Origin of the sequence: Sphaerisporangium flaviroseum (assembly GCF_039537005.1) — a bacterium.
Taxonomy (GTDB): domain Bacteria; phylum Actinomycetota; class Actinomycetes; order Streptosporangiales; family Streptosporangiaceae; genus Sphaerisporangium; species Sphaerisporangium flaviroseum.
In genome coordinates this window covers 1-20,858 of sequence record NZ_BAAAZR010000061.1, presented here as the reverse complement: position 1 = coordinate 20,858, position 20,858 = coordinate 1, and the positions used below count along the sequence as shown (strand labels likewise).

Below are 20,858 nucleotides of genomic sequence, written 5' to 3'. Positions count from 1 at the left end.
CCCCGAAGGCAGTACGAAGACGATCACTCAGGACGTTCTCGCCCTTAGGCATGCGAATGGAGGGGTATACCACCCCGCAAGATCAGCCATCGCCGGGGGGAAACAGGGTGGCAGTGACCGAGCACGGCCGCGTCAGAACGACCGCAGAGGGCGAGGACGGCGGCCGGTTCCGTGCCGTGGTGCCGCGGGTGATGTCGGTGTGGATGGCGGTGGCCGCCGTGTACTCGGCGGTGATCGCCCTCGTGCCGCCCATACGGCACCTGCTGCGGCCGGTCACCGGCCTGATCGAGATGGCCGTCTTCCCGGTCGAGCCGAACCTCGGTTACGCGGTGTTCCTCGGGATCCTCGCCGGAGCCCTCGCGCGCCACAAGCGGTCGGCGTACTGGGTCCTGATGGTGATCTACGTGCTGCTCGTGCTGGGCAACCTGGCCGTCGTCCTGTCCTCATCCCTGATGCCGGACCTGGTCGAGGAGTTCGCCCTGACCCGCCAGGTGGTCGCCTCGGAGGTGAACCTGGTGGTGTCGGCCGTCGTCCTCGGCATCCTCGCGGCGGCGCACGACGAGTTCTTCGCCCCGACGCGGCGCGCGTCCTTCAGGAAGGCGCTCGTGACGCTCGGGTCGCTACTCGCCGTTTCGTTCGGGGTCGGTTACGCCCTGGTGACGGTCTTCCCCGGGACCCTGAAGGCACGGGACCACCTGCCCTGGGCTCTGGAACGAGCGCTCGGCGGTGCCGCGACCCTCGACCTCTACCGCTCCGGGCGCCCGCCCTCCTGGGTGAACTTCGTCATCGGCCTGCTCAGCGCCATCGCGGTGCTCGTCGCCTTCGCCGTGCTGTTCCGCTCCCAGCGGGCGAGGGCGGAGCTGCCCCCCGAGAGCGAGGAGCGGGTGAGGGCTCTGCTGGCGGCGTACGGCTCGCGCGACTCGCTCGGCTACTTCGCCACCCGCCGCGACCGGGCCGTGATCTTCTCCCCGAGTGGCAAGGCGGCGGTCTCGTACCGTGTGGTGGCGGGGGTGTGCCTCGCCGGGGGAGACCCGATCGGCGACGTCGAGGCGTGGGCGCCGGCCATCCGGGCGTGGATGGACGAGGCCCGCCGCTACGGCTGGGCTCCGGCGGTCATCGGCGCGAGCGAGGCGGCGGCCCACGCCTACGCGCGGGCCGGGCTGCGCGTGCTGGAACTGGGCGACGAGGCGGTGATCGAGACCGGTGCCTTCGGCCTGGAAGGCCGCGAGATGCGCGGCGTGCGGCAGGCCGTCAACCGGGTGAAGCGCGCCGGGTTCACCCTGCGGATCCGGCGTCACGCCGAGCTCTCGCCGGAGGAGATGCGCCACATCATCGAGTGCGCCACCGCCTGGCGCGGCACGGAGACCGAGCGGGGGTTCTCGATGGCCCTCGGCCGGCTCGGCGACCCGGCCGACGGCTCTTGTGTACTGGTGGAGGCCAGGGACGCCGACGGGAAACCGGCGGCCCTGCTGTCGTTGGTGCCGTGGGGCGCGGACGGCCTGTCGCTGGACCTCATGCGGCGCGACCGCGACTCCGACAACGGGTTGATGGAGTTCATGGTGGCCGGGCTGGTCGCCGAGGCGGGCGAGTTCGGGGTCAAGGAGATCTCGCTCAACTTCGCCATGTTCCGGTCGGTGTTCGAGGAGGGCGCGAGGCTGGGGGCGGGGCCGGTGCTGCGCCTGTGGCGGTGCACGCTGGTGTTCTTCTCCCGCTGGTGGCAGCTGGAGTCGCTGTACCGGGCGAACGCCAAGTACCGCCCCCGCTGGGTGCCGCGCTTCCTGGCTTTCGACGACACGCGCGACCTGCCCAAGGTAGGGCTCGCCTCGGTGATCGCCGAAGGCTTCCTCGCGGTGCCCAGCCTGTCCACCCTGCTGCGCCGGGGGGAGCACGGCGGCGTGCGCCCGCCCGTCCCCGCGCGTCCCGGACAGGATGCCTGACCCCGCCACGAGGGCGCAGGTCACGCTCCGGGTACGGCTTTCGCCCAAAGGCAAAGAGTTCCCTACAAGCACGTCACTATGGTTGAAATAAGGCCATAAATGGGGGGATGAAGGGGGAGCCATGTCGAACCCGGTGCCGTTGCGGCCGGGCGATCCGACACAGGTGGGGGACTACGAGCTCACGGCTCGGCTGGGGGAGGGCGGCCAAGGGGTCGTCTACCTGGGCCGTTCGGCGGAGGGCGTCACCGTCGCGGTGAAGGTGCTCCGCTCGGACCTCGCCCATAACGAAGAGGCGCTCGCCAGGTTCGTCAGGGAGGTCTCCACCGCCGAGCGGGTCGCGACCTTCTGCACCGCCCAGGTGATCGAGACGGGGGTCGCCGACCAGCGGCCCTTCATCGTCAGCGAGTACATCGACGGGCCCACGCTCGACGGGGTGGTCGAACGCGAGGGGCCACGCCGGGGCGCGGCGCTGCTCCGGCTGGCGATCGGCACCGTGACGGCACTGGTCGCGATCCACCAGGCCGGCATCGTCCACCGCGACTTCAAGCCCTCCAACGTGCTGCTGGGCACCGACGGGCCTCGGGTCATCGACTTCGGCATCGCCAAGGCGCTCGACAAGATCTCCACGCTGACCTCCAGGGTCGTGGGAACGCCCGCCTACCTGACCCCCGAGCAGCTCGCGGGGGAGCAGGCGGGCCCGGCCGCCGACATGTTCGCCTGGGCCGGGACCATGGTGTTCGCCGCGACCGGCGACGCGCCCTTCGGCAGCGACAGCCTCCCGGCCGTGTTCAACCGCATCATGAACCTCGAACCGGACGTCAGCTCGCTTGAGGAGCCGCTGCGGGGCGTCGTGGCGGCGTGCCTGGCCAAGGACCCCGCCGCGCGGCCCGCGGCGAGCGAGGTGCTCATGCGCCTGCTGGGGCACGGCGCCGGGGCCGCTCCCGCCGCCGTGATCACGGCCGAGGGGTCGGCCGTGGCCCAGGCGGACCGCCGCTCCGGTCCTCGCCCCGCACCGGCGCCGGCGAGCCGGCAGCACCCGGGACCGCCGCCTCCGGCGCGGCCGTCCGGCGCGATCCAGGGGCAGCCGCCGTCCCCCGTGTGGCCGTCCGGTGCCGACCAGGGGCAGCCGCCGTCCCCCGCGTGGCCGTCCGGTGCGAACCAGGGGCAGCCGCCGCCCCAGGCATGGGCGTCCCCGGGGAACCGGACGCCGCCGCCCCCGGCGTGGTCGTCCAGCGGGAACCCGCCGCCCACCGCGTGGTCGTCCGGCGGGAACCCGCCGCCTCCGGCGTGGAACCGGACGACGGGGCCGCTCGGTACCGCGGCGACCTCGCCGGACGGGTCCGGCGGACGCAGGGGACGGGCGCCGATCATCGCGGCGGCGGCCGCGGCGGTACTGCTGATCGGCGGAGGCGGGTACCTGGCCGTCCAGGCGGCGGACCGAAGCCGGGGCAACGGCACTTCGGGCGGAGTGACGGACTCGCGGACCGGAGGCACCGGCGAGCCGGTGGCCCGGGGATCCACGGCCGGAGCCACGCCGTCCGGCCCGGAGTCCCCGGGGAGGACCCCCTCCGCGGGCGTCTCGGCGCCGCCCGCGGCGACCCGGCGGCTCGACCTGCCAGGAAGCTCCATCACCATCCACGAGAACGACACCGACCCGATCAAGCTGACGTCCTACAGCCTCGACTACGGCAAGCAGGTCTACATCCGGGACAAGGAGAAGAACTCCTTCGCCCGGACGAAGAAGTACTTCGAGTACACGGTCAGCAACGACGGCAGGAGAGCCCTCGGCACCGACACCCTCTACACCGACGACAGCTACTCCACGGTCTCGCTCGTCGACCGGGCGACCGGCAGGTCGACGGTGATCAGGATGGCTCCGGCGCCCGTGTTCCCCACCTTTCCCCAATGGTCACCGGACGGCACGAAGGTGCTGGTCACCGTCAACGAGGCCGTTGGCGACACCACCAAGGGCCACGGTTACGCGGTCATCGACGTCGCGCGGCGGAAGGCCAAGGTCGTCCACGTGACCGACAAGGACGTGGGCCGCTGGAGCTACTTCTGGCGAGGCGACGGGAAAGCCGTCGGCACGTGGGCGCTCAAGGGCGGCACTCAGCGCATCAGGTTCTACGACCTGAACGGCACGGTGCTGCAGACGCTGCTCGACGTCGGCAGCCCGCTTACCGTGGAGGGCGACGACGTGTCGCCGTCCGGGACGCAGTTCATCACCGTCTGCCCGGAGTCGAGCGTCCAGATCTGCGTCTGGAGCACCGAGGGCGAGGAGAAGGCCCGCGTCTCCTTCCCGACCGACCGGCTGATCGGCTGGTACGACGATCAGCACATCGCGGGGTGGCGCAGGAAGGGCCGGGACTACGAGGCCGTGGTCGTCGACCTCCAGGGCGGCGTGACACGCCTGCTGGCGACGGCCACGGCGGGGGAGTACAAGAAACAGTACCTCCGCTACACCCGGGGGGCCTGAGATTGGTCAAGTTCCGGCCGTCCCCGGAGAGTGCTGGTCAGCGCGGGGCGTGCCCGGTGGTGGCATGTCCCCATGACCAAGATCAGTGTGGTGCTGGCGGCCACCGCCTTCGTCCTCGTGGGAGTGCCCGCGGGCCCCGCGCTCGCGGTCGCCGGCTCCTCCACGCCGGCGTCCCCTGCCGCGACGGCGACGCCCGCGCCCCCGTCGGGTACGGCCATGAGTGAGTTGGCGGAGGCCGCCGTCTCCGGGCGCGGGAGCGTGCGGGCCACCCCGGACGTGATGCATCTCAACGTGGGCGTGGAGGTGCGCAGGGAGAAGGCGGGAGAGGCGTTCGCGGCCGTGAAGGCGGCGGCGCACAAGCTGACCGAAGTGCTCTTGGCGGCCGGAGTGGCCGGGTCCGACCTGCGGACCAACGATCTGTCCCTCGGGGCGGAGTACGAGAAGTATCCGAAGGTCGTGGGGTACCGGGCGTCCCAGGGGGCCGAGGTACTGGTCCGCGACCTGTCCAAGGCCGACGCGATCGTCGACGCGGTGGCGGCGGTGGGCGAGGAGGTCCGGCTGAACGGCATATCGTTCCAGGTCTCCAAGGTGGCGGCCCTCGTGAGGGCCGCCCGCGAGGCGGCCTACAAGGACGCTCTGGCCAAGGCGCGGCAGTACGCCAAGCTGACGGGCCGCCGACTGGGCCGCATCGTCAAGCTGGAGGAGGATGGCGACTCCTCTCCCTCACGCTTCGCGGCGGCCGAGAAGACGTCCATCAACCCAGGGCAGGGATCGATCTCCGTCGCCATCCGCGCGGTGTACGAGCTGGTCTGAGGTTCCGGCCCGCTCGTAGGTCGATCTCGAGGGCAGGTGGCCGGGCCGGAGGTGTCCCGGCCCGGCCACCTCGGAAGGGCCCGGCCCGCCCTTCGGGGCGCGGCTCTTCGCCCGTGCCCCGTTACGGCAGGGCGAGCATGCGGTCGAGAGCGACCTTGGCCCAGTGCGTGGTCTGCGGGTCGACGGTGATCTGGTTGACGACGTCGCCCTCGACGAGCGACTCCAGGGCCCATACCAGGTGCGGCAGGTCGATGCGGTTCATCGTGGAGCAGTAGCAGACCGTACGGTCGAGGAAGGTCACGGTCTTGTCCGGATGCCGGGCGGCGAGCCGCTTGACCAGGTTCAGCTCGGTGCCGACGGCCCAGGAGGACCCGGCCGGGGCCTCGTCCAGCATCTTGATGATGTACTCGGTGGAGCCGACGTGGTCGGCCTTGGTGACCACCTCGTACCTGCACTCGGGGTGGACCAGCACGTTGACCCCGGGGACCCGCTCGCGGACCTCGTCGACGCACTCGGGGGTGAACCGGCCGTGCACCGAGCAGTGCCCGCGCCACAGGATCACCTTGGCGTCCCTGATCTGCTGGTCGGTGAGGCCGCCGTTCGGGCGGTGCGGGTTGTAGACCACGCAGTCGTCGAGGGAGAAGCCCATCTCCAGCACCGCCGTGTTGCGACCCAGGTGCTGGTCGGGCAGGAAGAACACCTTGCGGTCCCCGGCCCGCTTGGCGGGACCTTCCGGGGTCTGGTCGAACGCCCACGTGAGGGCGCGGCGGGCGTTGGAGGACGTGCACACCGCGCCGCCGTTGCGCCCGCAGAACGCCTTGATGTCGGCCGAGGAGTTCATGTAGGTGATCGGGACGGTGACCTCGGCGACACCGAGATCGGACAGCACCTCCCACGCCTCCTCCACCTGGTCGAAGGTCGCCATGTCGGCCATCGAGCAGCCGGCGGCGAGGTCGGGCAGCACCACGCGCTGGGCGTCGCCGGTCAGGATGTCCGCCGACTCGGCCATGAAGTGGACGCCGCAGAAGACGATGAACTCCGCTTGCGGGCGGGCCGCCGCCTCACGGGCGAGCTTGAAGGAGTCACCGGTCACGTCGGCGAACTGGATGACCTCGTCGCGCTGGTAGTGGTGCCCGAGCACGAACAGCCTCTCGCCAAGAGCGGCCTTGGCTTTCACCGCGCGGGCGACCAGATCCGGGTCGGACGCCGGGGGCAGCTCGCCGGGGCAGTCGACACCGCGCTCGCTGTGCGTGTCGACGCCCTGGCCGAGGATGAAGAGCGGGAGGCCGGTCTCGGTAGTGGTCACGGCTGAACACCTCTTAGGGGGCTTATCGTCTAGTTGACGACTAATCATCGCACACCCGCCGGGGCGACTTGCTCCGGGGGGCGAGGTGACCACACCATGGGACAGGAATGTGTAGCGCTGCCCAGCTGTTGGTAGCGTCTGAGTGAGACCTCAAACAAGGCCTCCGTCCCCAAGGGGCGTTGGGGCAGACGGGGAGTCAACAGATGACGGTTGAGAGCAGCGAGACCACGCAGCAGGGCCTGGTCCTGACCGACGCGGCCGCTTCCAAGGTCCGCAGCCTGCTGGAGCAGCAGGGCGAAGAGGGCCTTCAGCTGCGCGTCGCGGTGCAGCCCGGTGGCTGCTCGGGCCTGCGCTACCAGCTCTTCTTCGATGACCGGTCGATGGATGGGGACGTCGTCTCCGACTTCGGCGGCGTCAGCGTGGTCACCGACCGGATGAGCGCTCCGTACCTCATGGGCGCCACCGTGGACTTCGTCGACACCATCGAGAAGCAGGGCTTCACGATCGATAACCCGAACGCCACGGGCTCCTGTGCCTGCGGCGACTCGTTCAACTAGATAGCCGGTCGACACCCCGCTCGTGGAATCCTCCGCCGGGCGGGGTATCGGCCTGTCCAGCGGCAGTGCGTCCGGCCGGGCCGTGTCCAAGCTCACACCCCGATCGCCTGCCGCTTCACTTACGCGTGCGGCCAAGGGGTGTCATGGGAAAGTCCCGGGCCGGTTAGGGGGCCGGGCGCGGCCTCGCAGGTGACGAAACTCCCGCCCAGGCCGGCGGGGCGTCGCGGTGATCGTACGGAGATCGACCCAGCCCGCGTAAGCGATCGAGGCCTTTTTCCGTGGCGTATTCTTGGCGAGCTGATCGAGGCTGACAACGAGGAGATCGACCCCGTGCGCATCGCCGTCACCGGCTCCATCGCGACCGACCATCTGATGACCTTCCCCGGCAGTTTCGGGGATCAGCTCATCGCCGAGCAGCTCGACCGCGTCTCGCTGTCCTTTCTCGTCGACGATCTGCAGATCCGGCGTGGCGGGGTCGCGGCCAACATCTCCTTCGGAATGGGCTGTCTGGGTCTGACGCCGATCCTGGTGGGCGCGGTCGGCAGCGATTTCGCCGACTACCGCTCATGGCTGGAGCGCCACGGCGTCGACTGCGCCTCCGTGCACGTCTCGGAGGTGCATCACACCGCCCGGTTCCTGTGCACCACCGACGAGCAGCACAACCAGATCGCCTCCTTCTACACGGGGGCGATGGCCGAGGCCCGCTTGATCGAGCTGCAGCCGGTCGCCGACCGCGTGGACGGGCTCGACCTGGTGCTGATCAGCCCGAACGACCCCGACGCGATGCTCCGCCACACCGAGGAGTGCCGCCTGCGCGGCATCCCGTTCGCGGCCGACTGCTCCCAGCAGCTCGCCCGCATGGGTGGCGAGGACATCCGGGCGCTGATCGACGGAGCGGCCTACCTGTTCACCAACGACTACGAGAAGGCCCTCGTCGAGCAGAAGACCGGCTGGTCCGACGAGGAGGTGCTCTCCCGGGTCTCGGTGCGGGTGACCACGCTCGGCCCCAAGGGCGCGCGCATCGACCGCAAGGGCGAGCCCTCGGTGAACATCCCCCCGACGCCCGAGCTGGGCAAGGTCGACCCGACCGGTGTCGGCGACGCGTTCCGGGCGGGCTTCCTGTCGGGGCTCTCCTGGGGCCTTTCCCTGGAGCGCTGCGGCCAGCTCGGCAACCTCACCGCCACCCACGTGCTGGAGCATGTCGGCGGCCAGGAGTACCGGCTGGGCAAGCAGGGCTTCCTCGACCGGTTCGCCGCTTCCTACGGCGCCGACGCCGCCGCGGAGATCGAGCCGCGCCTGCGCTGCCTGTATCCCTGAGCCGTACGCCGCAATCCCTGAGCCGTACGCCGCGCCCGCCGTGGTCCACCGGCGGGCGCCGGTGCGTGATCGGCCCGTGCCCGGCGGCGGCGCAGGATCAGTAGTTGCGTCGCACGTGGATGGCCCAGCCGCCCTGGGGAAGCTCGTAGCTCGCCACATGGTGGTGCGACTTCAGCCTGCACCACGCCGGAATGTCGGTGAAGGCGGCCGGGTCGTCGGCCAGGACCGAGACGGTCGCGTTGAGCGGCACGTTGTTGATCTGCTCGGCCAGCATGATGATCGGAATGGGGCACTTGCGCCCGAGGGCGTCGATCGTCAGCGCCGCCGAAGGCTGGGGCGCCTCCTCGGCCGCGGGCCTCTGCCGGCCTGCCATCACGATCCCACCCTTGCCGCGGCGGCTCCTGGGCGCGGCATCGGGACCACGACCCACGGCACGGCGCGCCTCATGACGACCTCACTCCCACGCTCTCGCGGATACGCCGGACGATGTCCGGGAGGACGGCGAGGAACCGGTCGACCTCCGCGCCGGTCGCGCCCCGGGGCAGCGACACCCTGACGTTCCCATGCGTGAGCACTCCCATCGCCTCCAACACGTGCGATGGTCGTAGCGTACTCGCCGTGCATGAACTGCCGGACGATACGGCGAACCCGGCTCTATCCAATTCTGTCAATATCGCCTCGCCCGCCACGTAAAGGCACGAAAAGGTGACGATGTGGGGAGCCCGGTTCGTGGCGTCGCCGACGACCTCCACATCGGGGACCAGCCGGGGCACCGCCTCGCGGATGCGGTCCACGAGCCCCGACAGCCGCGCGTTCTCCCTCTCGGCCCCGTCGAGCCCGGCGCGCAGCGCCGCCACGGCCGCGACGACGGCCGGGACGTTCTCGAAGCCGGGCACCCTGCGCCGCTCCCGCTCGTCCTCGGGCAGAGGGGAACGCCATCGGGTGCCCTTGCGGACCGCGAGCAGCCCCACCCCGGCGGGGCCGCCCCACTTGTGGGCGCTCGCCGCCAGCACCGACCACCCGGAAGGGACGGGCAGCCGCCCCAGCGTCTGGGCGGCGTCGACCAGCAGCGGCACGCCGGCGGCCTGGCAGGCCCGCGCCGCCTCCTCGACGGGCTGCAGGGTGCCGACCTCGTGGTTGGCGGTCTGCAGGCACGCGAGGGCCGTGCCCTCCCGCGCGACGGCCGCGGCGAAGTCGGCCGGATCGACCTTTCCCGTGAGGTCCACGCCGACGATCTCGACGGTGCCGCCGTCGCTCTCGTGCACGGCTCCGGCCTGCAGGACGCTGGAGTGCTCGACGGCGCCGGCCACCAGGCGGCGCCCGGCGCGGCGCCGGCCCAGCAGCGTCCCGAGCACTCCCAGGTGTACGGCCTGCGTGCCCGAAGAGGTGAAGGAGACCTCGTCGGGCCGGGCTCCCAGTATCTCGGCCGCCTCGGCGCGTGCCTGGTCGAGCAGGAGGCGGGCCCGCCGCGCCGCGCCGTACAGCCGGGAGGGGTCGGCGCCGCCCGTGTCGAGCGTCGCGATCAGCGCCTCACGTGCGGCGGGATGCAGGGGTTCGGTCGAGGCCGCGTCGAAGTACGCCACGCGTTCATGGTCGCACCCGCGCCATGGCGAGATCCCACGGGGCCGGAGGCGGCGAGGTGGCACTCGCCCGGGGCGTTAACGGGGGCTGAGAAGGAGGGCGGCCCCAGTGCGCGCTAATGTGTCCTCCAGCGTGACGTGAGACGACTAAGAGCGCGAACAAACGTGAATCTGATACGACCGCCCAAGGGGGGACTCTTGGGCTTTAACTGTGGGGTAGGCGATCCGTGAGTCCGACCCGCCGTTCTACACGGCGTCCGTTGGCCCGCCGCAGGGTGTCACGTGCCGCCGCTTTGGCGGTGCTGACGGTTTCTGTGACGGCGTGTGGAGGCCCTGGTACGTGGTCTCGTGCTGGTATGCCAGAGGGCGTCACCAAGGAGGCCGGCATCATCCAGAGTCTCTGGAACGGTGCCTGGATCGCCTCCCTGGCCGTCGGTGTGGTCGTTTGGGGCCTCATCTTGTGGGCCTGCGCGTTCCATCGCAGACGCAAGAGCACGACCGACGCGCTGCCGCCCCAGGTGCGGTACAACCTGCCGATCGAGATCCTCTACACCACGGTTCCGATCATCATGGTGGCGGTGTTCTTCTACTTCACCGCGCGTGACGAGAGGACCGTCACCCAGGTCTCGGCCAATCCCGACGTGAAGGTGAAGGTCGAGGGCTTCCAGTGGAGCTGGCGCTTCACCAGCCAGGTCGGCGGCAAGACCGTCAGCGTGGTCGGCACGCCGGCCAACCGGCCCGAGCTGGTGCTGCCGGTCAACAAGAGGGTGCAGTTCGACCTCGTCTCGCAGGACGTGATCCACTCCTTCTGGGTCCCCGCGTTCCTGTACAAGCGCGACCTCATCCCCGGCGTGAAGAACGTCTTCGACATCACGACGCTCAACAAGCCCGGCACCACCCTCGCGGGGCGCTGTGCCGAGCTCTGCGGCGTCGACCACAGCCGCATGCTCTTCACCGTGAAGCTCGTGTCCCAGGCCGAGTACGACCAGTACGTCAATAGCCAGGCGGGGAGTGCCAAGTGACCGCCGTCAACGAACCCTCGATCCAGACGGGCGTCGCCGTCCGGCGCGCCCGCAAGGGCACCGTCATCGCCCGGTGGCTCTCCTCGACCGACCACAAGGTGATCGGGCACCTCTACCTGATCACCTCGTTCATGTTCTTCCTGATCGGCGGCGTCATGGCGCTGGTCATGCGCGCCGAGCTCGCCCAGCCCGGCCTGGAGTTCGTCAGCAACGAGCAGTTCAACCAGCTGTTCACCATGCACGGCACGATCATGCTGCTGATGTTCGCGACCCCGCTGTTCGCGGGTTTCGCCAACGAGCTCATGCCGCTGCAGATCGGCGCCCCCGACGTGGCGTTCCCCCGGCTCAACATGGTGAGCTACTGGCTCTACCTGTTCGGCAGCCTGATCGCCGTCTCCGGGTTCTTCACCCCCGGCGGCGCCGCGGCCTTCGGCTGGACCGCCTACACGCCGCTGTCCGACGCGGTCTCGTCCCCGGGCATCGGCGGCGACCTGTGGATCATGGGCCTGTCGATGTCCGGCATCGGCACCATCCTCGGCGCGGTCAACTTCATCACCACGATCATCTGCATGCGCGCGCCGGGCATGACGATGTTCCGCATGCCGATCTTCACCTGGAACATCCTGCTCACCAGCATCCTGGTGCTGCTGGCCTTCCCCGTGCTCGCCGCCGCGCTGCTGGCGCTGGAGGCCGATCGGCAGCTCGGAGCGCACATCTTCGACTCCACGACCGGTGGCGCCATGCTGTGGCAACACCTCTTCTGGTTCTTCGGCCATCCAGAGGTGTACATCATCGCCTTGCCGTTCTTCGGCATCATCACCGAGGTGCTCCCGGTCTTCAGCCGCAAGCCGGTCTTCGGCTACATCAGCCTCGTCGGCGCGACGATCGCCATCGCGGGCCTGTCGGCGGCGGTGTGGGCGCACCACATGTTCGTCACCGGCCAGGTGCTGCTGCCGTTCTTCTCGTTCATGACCTTCCTGATCGCCGTGCCGACCGGAGTGAAGTTCTTCAACTGGATCGGCACGATGTGGCGAGGCCATCTGACCTTCGCCTCGCCGATGCTGTTCGCGGTCGGGTTCCTGGTCACGTTCCTGTTCGGCGGCCTGACCGGCATCATCCTGGCCTCGCCGCCGCTCGACTTCCAGGTGAGCGACTCCTACTTCGTGGTCGCCCACTTCCACTACGTCGTGTTCGGCACCGTCGTGTTCGCGATGTTCGCCGGGTTCTACTTCTGGTGGCCGAAGTTCACCGGCAAGATGCTCAACGACACGCTCGGCAAGTGGCACTTCTGGACGCTGTTCATCGGCTTCCACACCACCTTCCTGGTGCAGCACTGGCTCGGCGCCGAGGGCTTCCCGCGGCGCTACGCCGACTACTCCGCGGTCGACAACTTCACCGACCTGAACATGATCTCGTCGGTCGGCGCCTTCATCCTGGGCGCCTCCACGCTGCCGTTCCTGTACAACGTGTGGCGCACCGCGAAGACCGCTCCGAAGGTCACCGTGGACGACCCGTGGGGCTTCGGCAACTCGCTGGAGTGGGCGACCTCGTGCCCGCCGCCGCGGCACAACTTCACCAAGCTGCCGCGGATCCGGTCGGAGCGTCCGGCCTTTGACCTGCACAACCCGCACCGGCTCGCGCCGGTCGAGGAGCTGGAGGAGGCCCGATGAAGGTTCAGGGCTGGATGTTTCTCCTCTGCGGCGTCTTCTTCGCCGCCGTGGACCTCGTCTACTGGTTCTGGTCGAAGGAGCCCACCGGCACCACCGCGCTGGCCATCTCCGTGGGCCTCGCGCTGATGATCGGCTATTACCTGCTCTTCACCGCCCGCCGCATCGGCGAGCAGCCCGAAGACCGCAAGGACGCCGAGATCAGCGACGGCGCCGGCGAGCTGGGCTTCTTCAGCCCTTCGAGCTGGTGGCCGCTGTTCGTCTGCCTCGCGGTCGCGTTCATGGTCGTCGGCTTCGTCGTCGGCTGGTGGATGTTCCTCATCGGGGCGTTCGCGGTCGTCATGGCCTCGATCGGTTTCGTCTTCCAGTACTACCGGGGCCACTTCTCGCACTGACGACGTGGTACGGCCCGCCTCGCGGGCGACCGATGTGTTCCTTCAAGGGAACGTCGGTCGCCCGCGAGGCTTTTTTGCTGCTCATTGTGCCTTTCGCCCTCACTGCAGGTACACGACACGCAGTAACCGGGTAATAACTCACAAGGAGTGATCCATCGGAGCGGGGGAGACGTCAAGTGGGACACGTCGAAATCCGGGTGGTCGCCCTTGGAACGGGGGCGCTGGCTCTGCTGCTGGCAGGTGGTTGCGTGAGTTCCGGCAACGACAGGGAAGGACGAGGTGCCTCTGGTTCACGGTCGGACGTGGCTGTGAGCGTCTCTCCGGGCAATGGGGCCGGTCAGGTGGCCCCTGAGCTTCCCGTCATGGTCGGGGCCGTCAACGGCGCTCTCAGAAGCGTCACCGTGCGCGCGAAGTCGAAGGGCACACAGATCGCCGGCGTGCTGAGCGCCGATCGCACTCAATGGCGCAGCAAGCGCACGATGGCTCCGGGGGAGACCTACCAGGTCACCGTCGTCGCCACGGGGCCCGGAGGCAAGACCAAGCAGGTGAGCAGCGAGTTCTCCACCGTCAAGGCGACACAGCTGTTCGCCATCGACAAGATCCTGCCCAACAAGGAGATCACCGGCATGACCGTCGGCATCGGCATGCCGATCATGCTGACCTTCGACCGCCCCATCACCGACCGGGTGGCGGTCGAGCGCAACCTGCTGGTGCAGTCGTCCAAGCCGGTCGAGGGGGCCTGGCACTGGTTCGACGACAAGTCGATCACCTACCGGCCGAAGACGTGGTGGCCGGCCCACACCAAGGTGAAGCTGGTCGCCCAGCTCGCCGGGGTGCACGGCGGTCCGGGCATGTACGGCAGCCAGGACTACGTCCGCGAGTTCACGGTCGGACGCTCGCAGGTCAGCCACGCCGACACCGCGACGCACCAGATGACGGTCGAGCGCGACGGCAAGCTGGTCAGGACCGTGCCGCTCAGCGCCGGCCGGGGCGGAAGCATGAAGTACTACACGACCAACGGCGTCCACCTGGCCATGTCGCGCGAGGACGTCACGACCATGACCTCTCCCGACGCCGGGCCCGGCAGCGCCGGTTACTACAGCCTCACGGTGTACGACACCGTACGGATCTCCGACAGCGGCGAGTACATCCACGGCGCTCCCTGGTCGGTCGGCTCCCAGGGCAACTCCAACGTCAGCCACGGCTGTGTGAACATCAGCCCGGAGAACGCCCGCTGGTTCAAGGAGACGACCCTCATCGGTGATCCGATCATCGTGAGCGGCTCGCCGCGCCCGCTCGATCCCACGAACGGGTGGGGTCACTGGCAGCAGACCTGGCCCCAGTGGCTGCGGTGGAGCGGCCTGCGGTCGGGGTTCACCACGGAGGCCCTGTCCGCGGTCCCCGTCTCCCACAGCACCACCACGAAGGCGGAGGAGTCGAAGAAGAAGGTCACCTCCTGAGGTGACCGGCCCATGTGCCGCTCGGGACGGATCCGGGCAAGTGAAAGGGCCCGGGCGCGTGTCGCGCCCGGGCCCTGCCACATCGGTGGATCGGTTCGGCTCAGTGGCCGAGGGACTTCTTCTCCTCGTCACCGCCGCCGGCTCCGACCGCGGCGTGCCCGTGGCCGTTGGGATGACCGTCGCCCCCGTCGAGAGGGATGGCCTCGGTGTCGGCAGAGTAGGTCTCGCTGAGCTTGGCCCGGAGCCTGCCGAGCGGGTTCCGCATCCCCTTGGGGGGGACGCCGTCGCCGTCCGGGGCGGCCTCGATCGCGGGGATGGACTTCTTTCCCTGGACGTGGGCCAGCAGGTCGTCGGCCGGGCGCACGTGGACCTCGATGTACTCACCGCTCGGCAGGCGCTTGATGACGCCCGACTCGACGCCGTGGAGCACCATCTCCTGATCCCTGCGCTGCAGCCCGATGCACATGCGGTAGGTGACCCAGTAGGCGATCGCGGGCCCAGCGAAGATCAGCACCCGGCCGACCTCGGTCGTGGTGTACAGCGAGATGTGGAACTTCGCCGAGATCCAGTCGTTGGCCCCCAGCAGCCAAAGGATGCCGTAGAACGCGATGGCGGCCATGCCGATCGAGGTGCGGTGCGGGTTGTTGCGGGGCCGGTCGGCCAGGTGGTGCTCGCTCCGGTCGCCGGTGATCCACTGTTCGGCGAAGGGATAGAGCGCCAGGCCGGTCATGATGATGCCCATGGGCAGCAACGCCGGGATGAGCACGCTCATCGGCAGCGTGTAGCCCAGGAAGTTGATCTCCCAGGCGGGCATGATCCGCAGCGAGCCTTCGAGGAAGCCCATGTAGAAGTCGGGCTGCGAACCCGCCGAGATGTCGGCCGGTGTGTATGGACCGAACAACCAGATCGGGTTGATCTGGGCGAAGGCGCCGAGCAGCGCCAGGACGCCGAAGGTGAACAGGAAGTAGGCGCCCGACTTGGCCATGAAGGAGGGGTAGAACGGCGCCCCCACCACGTTGGTGTCCGTGCGGCCCTTGCCCGGCATCTGGGTGTGCTTCTGCACCCACATGAGGATCAGGTGCGCGGAGATCAGAGCCAGCAGGATGCCCGGGATGAGCAGGATGTGAATGCTGTAGAACCGCGAGATCACATCATGACCGGGATACTCCCCGCCGAACAGGAAGTAGGTGATGTACGTGCCTACCAGCGGGAGCGAGATGGCCACACCCTCGGTGATGCGCAGCCCGGCGCCCGAGAGCAGGTCGTCGGGGAGCGAGTAACCGGTCAGGCCCTCCAGAAGGGCCAGGGTGAGCAGCGCCACGCCGATGAGCCAGTTGAGCTCGCGCGGCTTGCGGTAGGCCCCGGTGAAGAACACGCGGAGCATGTGCACCATCATGCCCGCCACGAACAGCAGCGCCGCCCAGTGGTGGATCTGGCGCATCAGCAGCCCGCCGCGGACGTCGAAGCTGATGTTCAGCGTGGAGGCGTAGGCCTCGGACATGTGCACGCCCACCAGGGGCGCGTACGAGCCGCTGTACTGGACGTGGCCCATGCTGGGCTTGAAGAAGAACGTCAGGAACGTTCCGGTGAGCAGCAGGATGACGAACGAGTAGAGCGCGATCTCACCCAGCAGGAACGACCAGTGGTCGGGGAAGACCTTGCGTAGGTTGCGCTTGAGGAAGTTCCCGGCGCCGATGCGGTCGTCGAGGAAAGTCGCGGGTCCCGCGATGGCCTTGGGCGGACCGTCGAGGCTCATGCGTGCCCCCTAGCTCTTGCTTCGGCTTCGGCGTCCCCGCGCTCCCAGAAGCTGGGCCCCACCGGGACATTGAAGTCGCTCTGTGCGATCAGGTACCCCTCGCCGTCGACGGTGATCGGCAGCTGGGGCAGGGGACGGGCCGCGGGGCCGAAGATGACCTTTGCTCCGTCGGCCGCGTCGAACGTGGACTGGTGACAGGGGCAGAGGATGTGGTGCGTCGTCTGCTCGTACAACGCCGCCGGACAGCCCACGTGTGTACAGATTTTAGAGTACGCAACGATGCTGTCGTGGGTCCAATTGAGCTTGGTGCCCGGTTTGATGTCTTCCGGCCGGAACTTGATCAGGATCAGCGTGGCCTTGGCCAGCGCGTTCAGATCGTTCTCGAAGCCTTGGGGGACCACCGAGAGGATGCCGCCGGGGGAGTTGAAGTCCGCCGCGCGGACCGGCTGGCCGGTGCCCTCGATCATCAGGCGAAGGCCCTTCTTCCACACCGTGTGCCGCAGCGTGGTGCCCGGGAGCGGGCCGAGGTCCTTCAGCAGCACGAGCGGCAGCAGGCCGAGCGGGGCCGCCGCCAGCAGCAGCGTGCGGCGGAGCAGCTTGTGCCGGACGATGCCGCTCTCCTCGGCGCCCTGCAGGAAGGTCTTCGCGACCTCCTCGCGGACCTCCGCCTGCGAGGCCATCGGATGCCGCTGCTGCACCAGGCTGTACTTCGGCATGATCTGCCGGACCCACACCACGATGCCGGCCGCCAGCGCCAGCAGGGCCAGCGCCAGCGTGCCACCGAGCGCGAAGTTGGAGACCTGGGTCTTCTCGATCGTGCCGACCTGGAAGATCACGTACGACGCGATGAACCCGATCGAGGCCAGGAAGGCGACCAGGAACAGCAGGGCGGCCACGCGCTCGCCCTTGCGGGCGCTCGCCTCGTCGGGGAACTTCACCCCTTCGTACACGATCGGCTCGTGGCCCTTGGGCGGCGCACCCAGCGCCGAGCCGTTACCCCGCGGGGGCGGAGTGCCGATGACACGCCTTGGGACGCGCTCCTCGGGCTGGTCGATGTCGTTCGGGTTCTCAGTCATGGTTGACCTGACGCTTCTTGGCGGTGATCCAGATAGCGGCGAGAATCAAGAGGCTGATGCCCGCCACCCAGGCCACGAGGCCTTCGGTGACGGGGCCGATCCGGCCGAGACCGCTGCCGCCCGGGTCGGGCTGGTTGCGGACGCTCACGATGTAAGCGATCATGTCGCGCTTCTGGTCGGGGGTGATCGTGCTGTCGTTGAAGACGGGCATCGCCTGCGGGCCCGTGGCCATCGCCTCGTAGATCTGCGTGGGCGTGGCGGGGTTCAGCGGAGGCGCGTACTTGCCGTAGGTGAGCCCGCCGCCCGAGCCGACGAAGTTGTGGCACTGGATGCAGTTGGCCCGGAAGAGCTCACCGCCCTTCGCGGGGTCACCCTTGCTGGGGTCGACCGCTTCCAGGGAGGGCTTGGTCGGGCCACCGCCGAGCGACTGCACGTAGGCGGCGACCTGCCGGATGGTGTCCGGGTTCACCCACTCCTGCGGGCGCTTGCGGGGGGCCTGGGGACCGGGGTTCGCCAACGGCATGCGGCCGCTGGACACCTGGAAGTCCACAGCCGCCGCGCCGACGCCGATGAGGCTCGGGCCCGACGCACCGCCGGGCGCGAAGGCGCCCTCGGCGTTGGGGCCGTGGCAGCTGGCGCAGTGCGCCGCGAAGAGCTCCTTGCCCGCGGCCACGTCGTCCGCCTTGCCGGAGGCGATCGCCGCGTCAGCCCGGTCGCCTCCGGGCGCAAGCAGGGCGTACACCCCCCCGAGGAGGCTCAGGGCCAGGAGGAGGACGGCGTATCGCGCGAGTGGATGCCGCCTCCGTGCGGTGATCGAGTTCACCGATATCCTCGTTCCGATCATTTGATGATGTAGATGGTCGCGAAGAGGCCGATCCAGACGACGTCGACGAAGTGCCAGTAGTAGGACACGACGATCGCGCTGGTGGCCTGCTCATGGGTGAAGCGCTTCGCGGCGTACGTGCGTCCCAGCATGAACAGGAACGCGATCAGGCCACCGGTCACGTGCAGTCCGTGGAAGCCCGTGGTCAGGTAGAACACCGACCCGTAGGCGTTGGCGGACAAGGTCAGGCCCTCGTTCACCAGGTTGTTGTACTCGTACAGCTGGCCTCCGACGAACCAGGCGCCCATGAGGAAGCTGATGATGTACCAGAACCGGAGCTTCTTGACCTGGCCCTTCTCAGCGGCCCACACACCGAGCTGGCACGTCACACTCGACAGGACCAGGACGATGGTGTTGACCAGCGCGTAAGGGACGTCCAGATGAGTCTCGGGCCAGGGCTTGCCCTGGCCGAGGCTGACCGACCGGATGGTGAAGTACATCGCGAACAGCGCCGCGAAGAACATGAGCTCAGAGGACAGCCAAACGATCGTCCCCACACTGACCAGATTGGGCCGGCGGGACGAGGGGGCTGCCGTCGTCGTAATTGCGGATGCTGTCGCCACGCCCAGCATTATTGCGGCTCTCCTGGTCGGGTCGCCGCACGACCCCCCGGTTGGGGGTACATCAGTCCCACAAATGAGACATAAGGCTGCAAGTACGCCAAGTCTGAGTGGTCTGGGATTCCGTCCTCGGGGACAGGTAGCATCCGTGGTGACCATACCTCGTCAATCGATAGTGAGCGCGACCGTGAGCATGAGGGTTCTCGTCTACAGCGACGACGCAAGCACCCGCGAGAAGGTGCGGCTGGCGATCGGGCGGCGTCCGGCCGCCGACGTGCCCCTCGTCGAGATCGTCGAGTGCGCCACGCAGCCTGCCGTCATCAAGCGGCTCGACTCGGGAGAGATCGACGTCGCCGTGCTCGACGGCGAGGCCGTTCCCGCCGGAGGCATGGGCATCAGCCGCCAGGCCAAGGACGAGGTCTACGACTGCCCGCCGATCTGCCTGATCATCGGGCGCCGCGACGACCGATGGCTCGCCGACTGGTCCCGGGCCGACGCCGTCGTCGCCCAGCCGCTCGACCCGATGGCGCTGGCGGAGGCCGTGGCCGACCTCATGCGGCGCCGCTCGGCCTCCCGCATCTCCTCTCACTGACCGGAGACCTCCATGGACGCGCGCACCACGTGGCCCGCGCTGCTCACCGCCCTGCTCGCCCGCGAGCACCTCACCGCGGACGAGACCGCCTGGGCCATGAGCGAGATCTTTTCCGGGGCCGCGACCTCGGCCCAGATAGCCGCCTTCGCCACGGCCCTGCGGGCCAAGGGCGAGACCGTGGCCGAGGTGGTCGGGCTCGCGCGCACCATGCTCGACCGCGCCACCCCGCTGTCGGTCGAGGGTCCGACGGTCGACGTCGTGGGCACCGGCGGCGACCGCGCCCACACCGTCAACGTGTCGACGATGGCCGCGATCGTCGCGGCGGGGGCGGGGGCGCGGGTCGTCAAGCACGGCAACCGCGCGGCGTCCTCGTCCTGCGGCGCCGCCGACGTCCTTGAGCACCTCGGCGTCGTGCTCGACCTGCCGCCCGAGCTGACGGCGCGCACGGCCGTCGAGGCGGGCATCGCGTTCTGCTTCGCGCCGGTCTACCACCCCGCCCTGCGGTTCGCCGGCCCGGTGCGCAAGGAGATCGGCATTCCGACCTTCTTCAACTTCCTCGGCCCGCTGACCAACCCGGCCCGCCCGTCGGCGCAGGCCATCGGCGTCTACGACGCCCGCATGCTGCCCGTCGTCGCCGGGGTCTTCGCCGAGCGGGGCGTGTCCGCGCTGGTGTTCCGTGGCGACGACGGTCTCGACGAGCTTTCCACGGCCACTACCTCGACGGTGTGGATCGTCAGGGACGGCTCCGCCGTCCAGACCTCCTTCGACCCGTTGGACATCGGCGTCCCCCGTTCGGAGCCCGACGCGCTGCGCGGTGGGGACAAGGAGTTCAACACGCGCGCCGTGCACGACGTGGTGGGCGGCAAGACCGGCCCGGTGCGCGACGCGGTGCTGATCAACGCGGCGGCGGCCCTCGCCAGCCTCGATCCCGACGGCCCCGGGCCCGATTCGGACGCGCCTCGCGAGGCCCTGGTCGCCGCGATGGGCTCCGCCTACGCGCGAGCCGCCGAAGCCGTCGACTCGGGCCGGGCCGCCGAGGCCCTCAGCCGCTGGGTGGACATCAGCCGCTCCCACAAGCACTCCTCCTGACCTCACCCGCTTGACGAGGGAAGCCATCCACACAGGTGGATGGCTTCCCTGCGTTCCAGACCCATCGACTGACAGGGTCCGGCGCGGAACTCATGGCGTGGTTCGGTGAGGAACTCGTGGGGTGGTTCGGTGAGAATGGGCCCCGGCTCGCCCCGGGTTGCCCGCCGTACCGTTCCTAAAGACTGAGCATGAGTTGTTCATGTTCAGCCGCGTGCCCCGAACGGTGTTGGGCACACTGGTCCCCCGCTTTCGCGCCGCGTCCCGGCGTCGACGCATCGTGTGCGTGATCCGGGGATGCGGGGGCGGGCTTCCTCACGCCCGAGGGCTTCCGGTCGGCCTGGACGGTCCGATGCCCCTGCTCATCGCTCTGGT

The 20,858-nt window shown here is 69.2% G+C and carries 18 protein-coding genes; 11 read left to right on the top strand and 7 right to left on the bottom strand.

The genetic code is table 11. From position 1 onward, the window contains the following. Positions 1 to 107: 107 nt before the first annotated feature. The 3 genes from lysX to ABD810_RS38910 all read left to right on the top strand — a co-directional run bounded on the left by lysX (position 108) and on the right by ABD810_RS38910 (position 5,226). Positions 108 to 1,937: a bifunctional lysylphosphatidylglycerol synthetase/lysine--tRNA ligase LysX gene (lysX, locus tag ABD810_RS38920; protein ID WP_344952947.1), complete on the top strand. Its 1,830-nt coding sequence runs from the start codon at positions 108 to 110 to the stop codon at positions 1,935 to 1,937. 121 nt (positions 1,938 to 2,058) lie between these two features. After that, positions 2,059 to 4,413, top strand: a complete 2,355-nt coding sequence (locus ABD810_RS38915) for a protein kinase domain-containing protein (RefSeq protein WP_344952945.1) — start codon at positions 2,059 to 2,061, stop codon at positions 4,411 to 4,413. A 72-nt stretch (positions 4,414 to 4,485) separates the two neighbouring features. After that, the gene (locus ABD810_RS38910) at positions 4,486 to 5,226 is read left to right on the top strand and encodes an SIMPL domain-containing protein (protein ID WP_344952943.1); all 741 of its coding nucleotides are present in this window, start codon (positions 4,486 to 4,488) and stop codon (positions 5,224 to 5,226) included. 121 nt (positions 5,227 to 5,347) lie between these two features. Here the strand turns inward: ABD810_RS38910 and nadA are convergent, their stop codons facing one another. Further along, entirely contained in the window at positions 5,348 to 6,532 is a 1,185-nt protein-coding gene (gene nadA / locus ABD810_RS38905) for a quinolinate synthase NadA (RefSeq protein WP_344952941.1), read from the bottom strand. A gap of 203 nt (positions 6,533 to 6,735) precedes the next feature. Between nadA and erpA the strand changes: the two genes are divergently transcribed. Together erpA and ABD810_RS38895 are read left to right on the top strand one after the other, a co-directional pair. Then, entirely contained in the window at positions 6,736 to 7,089 is a 354-nt protein-coding gene (gene erpA / locus ABD810_RS38900; RefSeq protein WP_344952939.1) for an iron-sulfur cluster insertion protein ErpA, read from the top strand. 330 nt (positions 7,090 to 7,419) lie between these two features. Continuing rightward, on the top strand, positions 7,420 to 8,406 hold the full coding sequence (locus ABD810_RS38895) for a carbohydrate kinase family protein (protein ID WP_344952937.1): 987 nt from the start codon (positions 7,420 to 7,422) through the stop codon (positions 8,404 to 8,406). Positions 8,407 to 8,503: 97 nt separating this feature from the next. On the opposite strand, the gene ABD810_RS38890 is transcribed toward ABD810_RS38895, so the two are convergent. Continuing rightward, on the bottom strand, positions 8,504 to 8,779 hold the full coding sequence (locus tag ABD810_RS38890) for a sulfurtransferase TusA family protein (protein WP_344952935.1): 276 nt from the start codon (positions 8,777 to 8,779) through the stop codon (positions 8,504 to 8,506). 70 nt (positions 8,780 to 8,849) lie between these two features. Further along, a complete protein-coding gene (locus ABD810_RS38885) occupies positions 8,850 to 9,989 on the bottom strand; it encodes a cysteine desulfurase family protein (protein WP_344952933.1) in 1,140 nt (379 codons plus the stop codon). A 224-nt stretch (positions 9,990 to 10,213) separates the two neighbouring features. Between ABD810_RS38885 and ctaC the strand changes: the two genes are divergently transcribed. The 4 genes from ctaC (at position 10,214) to ABD810_RS38865 (ending at position 14,530) form a co-directional block, all read left to right on the top strand. Beyond that, positions 10,214 to 11,008 (top strand): aa3-type cytochrome oxidase subunit II, encoded by a 795-nt coding sequence (gene ctaC / locus ABD810_RS38880; RefSeq protein WP_486387638.1) that lies wholly within the window; start codon positions 10,214 to 10,216, stop codon positions 11,006 to 11,008. After that, positions 11,005 to 12,678 carry an aa3-type cytochrome oxidase subunit I gene (gene ctaD / locus ABD810_RS38875; protein ID WP_344952929.1) on the top strand — a complete coding sequence of 558 codons (1,674 nt, stop codon included), beginning with the start codon at positions 11,005 to 11,007 and terminating at the stop codon, positions 12,676 to 12,678. Before ctaC ends, ctaD begins: the two co-directional genes overlap by 4 nt. After that, a complete protein-coding gene (locus ABD810_RS38870) occupies positions 12,675 to 13,070 on the top strand; it encodes a cytochrome c oxidase subunit 4 (protein WP_344952926.1) in 396 nt (131 codons plus the stop codon). Before ctaD ends, ABD810_RS38870 begins: the two co-directional genes overlap by 4 nt. A 308-nt stretch (positions 13,071 to 13,378) precedes the next feature. Beyond that, positions 13,379 to 14,530, top strand: a complete 1,152-nt coding sequence (locus ABD810_RS38865; RefSeq protein WP_344952924.1) for a L,D-transpeptidase — start codon at positions 13,379 to 13,381, stop codon at positions 14,528 to 14,530. Between the two features lie 100 nt (positions 14,531 to 14,630). On the opposite strand, the gene qcrB is transcribed toward ABD810_RS38865, so the two are convergent. Genes qcrB through ctaE form a run of 4 tightly spaced genes read right to left on the bottom strand, consistent with a single transcriptional unit; the run spans position 14,631 to position 18,742 of the window. After that, a complete protein-coding gene (gene qcrB, locus ABD810_RS38860; RefSeq protein WP_344952922.1) occupies positions 14,631 to 16,286 on the bottom strand; it encodes a cytochrome bc1 complex cytochrome b subunit in 1,656 nt (551 codons plus the stop codon). Continuing rightward, positions 16,283 to 17,362 (bottom strand): cytochrome bc1 complex Rieske iron-sulfur subunit, encoded by a 1,080-nt coding sequence (gene qcrA / locus ABD810_RS38855; protein WP_344952920.1) that lies wholly within the window; start codon positions 17,360 to 17,362, stop codon positions 16,283 to 16,285. Before qcrA ends, qcrB begins: the two co-directional genes overlap by 4 nt. Continuing rightward, positions 17,355 to 18,185: a cytochrome bc1 complex diheme cytochrome c subunit gene (qcrC, locus tag ABD810_RS38850; protein ID WP_344952917.1), complete on the bottom strand. Its 831-nt coding sequence runs from the start codon at positions 18,183 to 18,185 to the stop codon at positions 17,355 to 17,357. The genes qcrA and qcrC overlap by 8 nt, the downstream gene beginning before the upstream one ends. A gap of 17 nt (positions 18,186 to 18,202) precedes the next feature. Further along, a complete protein-coding gene (gene ctaE, locus ABD810_RS38845) occupies positions 18,203 to 18,742 on the bottom strand; it encodes an aa3-type cytochrome oxidase subunit III (protein WP_486387637.1) in 540 nt (179 codons plus the stop codon). Between the two features lie 256 nt (positions 18,743 to 18,998). On the opposite strand from ctaE, the gene ABD810_RS38840 reads away from it, so the two are divergent. Both ABD810_RS38840 and trpD read left to right on the top strand, forming a co-directional pair. Then, positions 18,999 to 19,397 carry a hypothetical protein gene (locus ABD810_RS38840; protein ID WP_344953053.1) on the top strand — a complete coding sequence of 133 codons (399 nt, stop codon included), beginning with the start codon at positions 18,999 to 19,001 and terminating at the stop codon, positions 19,395 to 19,397. Positions 19,398 to 19,409: 12 nt separating this feature from the next. After that, a complete protein-coding gene (gene trpD, locus ABD810_RS38835) occupies positions 19,410 to 20,486 on the top strand; it encodes an anthranilate phosphoribosyltransferase (protein ID WP_344952913.1) in 1,077 nt (358 codons plus the stop codon). The last annotated feature ends 372 nt before the right edge of the window (positions 20,487 to 20,858 follow it).

Coding starts and splice junctions, on each gene's coding strand:
- qcrA (WP_344952920.1), bottom strand. CDS start 17,362: ATGACTGAGAACCCGAACGACATCGACCAGCCCGAGGAGCGCGTCCCA.
- erpA (WP_344952939.1), top strand. CDS start 6,736: ATGACGGTTGAGAGCAGCGAGACCACGCAGCAGGGCCTGGTCCTGACC.
- ABD810_RS38890 (WP_344952935.1), bottom strand. CDS start 8,779: ATGGCAGGCCGGCAGAGGCCCGCGGCCGAGGAGGCGCCCCAGCCTTCG.
- trpD (WP_344952913.1), top strand. CDS start 19,410: ATGGACGCGCGCACCACGTGGCCCGCGCTGCTCACCGCCCTGCTCGCC.
- ABD810_RS38915 (WP_344952945.1), top strand. CDS start 2,059: ATGTCGAACCCGGTGCCGTTGCGGCCGGGCGATCCGACACAGGTGGGG.
- ABD810_RS38910 (WP_344952943.1), top strand. CDS start 4,486: ATGACCAAGATCAGTGTGGTGCTGGCGGCCACCGCCTTCGTCCTCGTG.
- ABD810_RS38870 (WP_344952926.1), top strand. CDS start 12,675: ATGAAGGTTCAGGGCTGGATGTTTCTCCTCTGCGGCGTCTTCTTCGCC.
- qcrB (WP_344952922.1), bottom strand. CDS start 16,286: ATGAGCCTCGACGGTCCGCCCAAGGCCATCGCGGGACCCGCGACTTTC.
- ABD810_RS38840 (WP_344953053.1), top strand. CDS start 18,999: ATGAGGGTTCTCGTCTACAGCGACGACGCAAGCACCCGCGAGAAGGTG.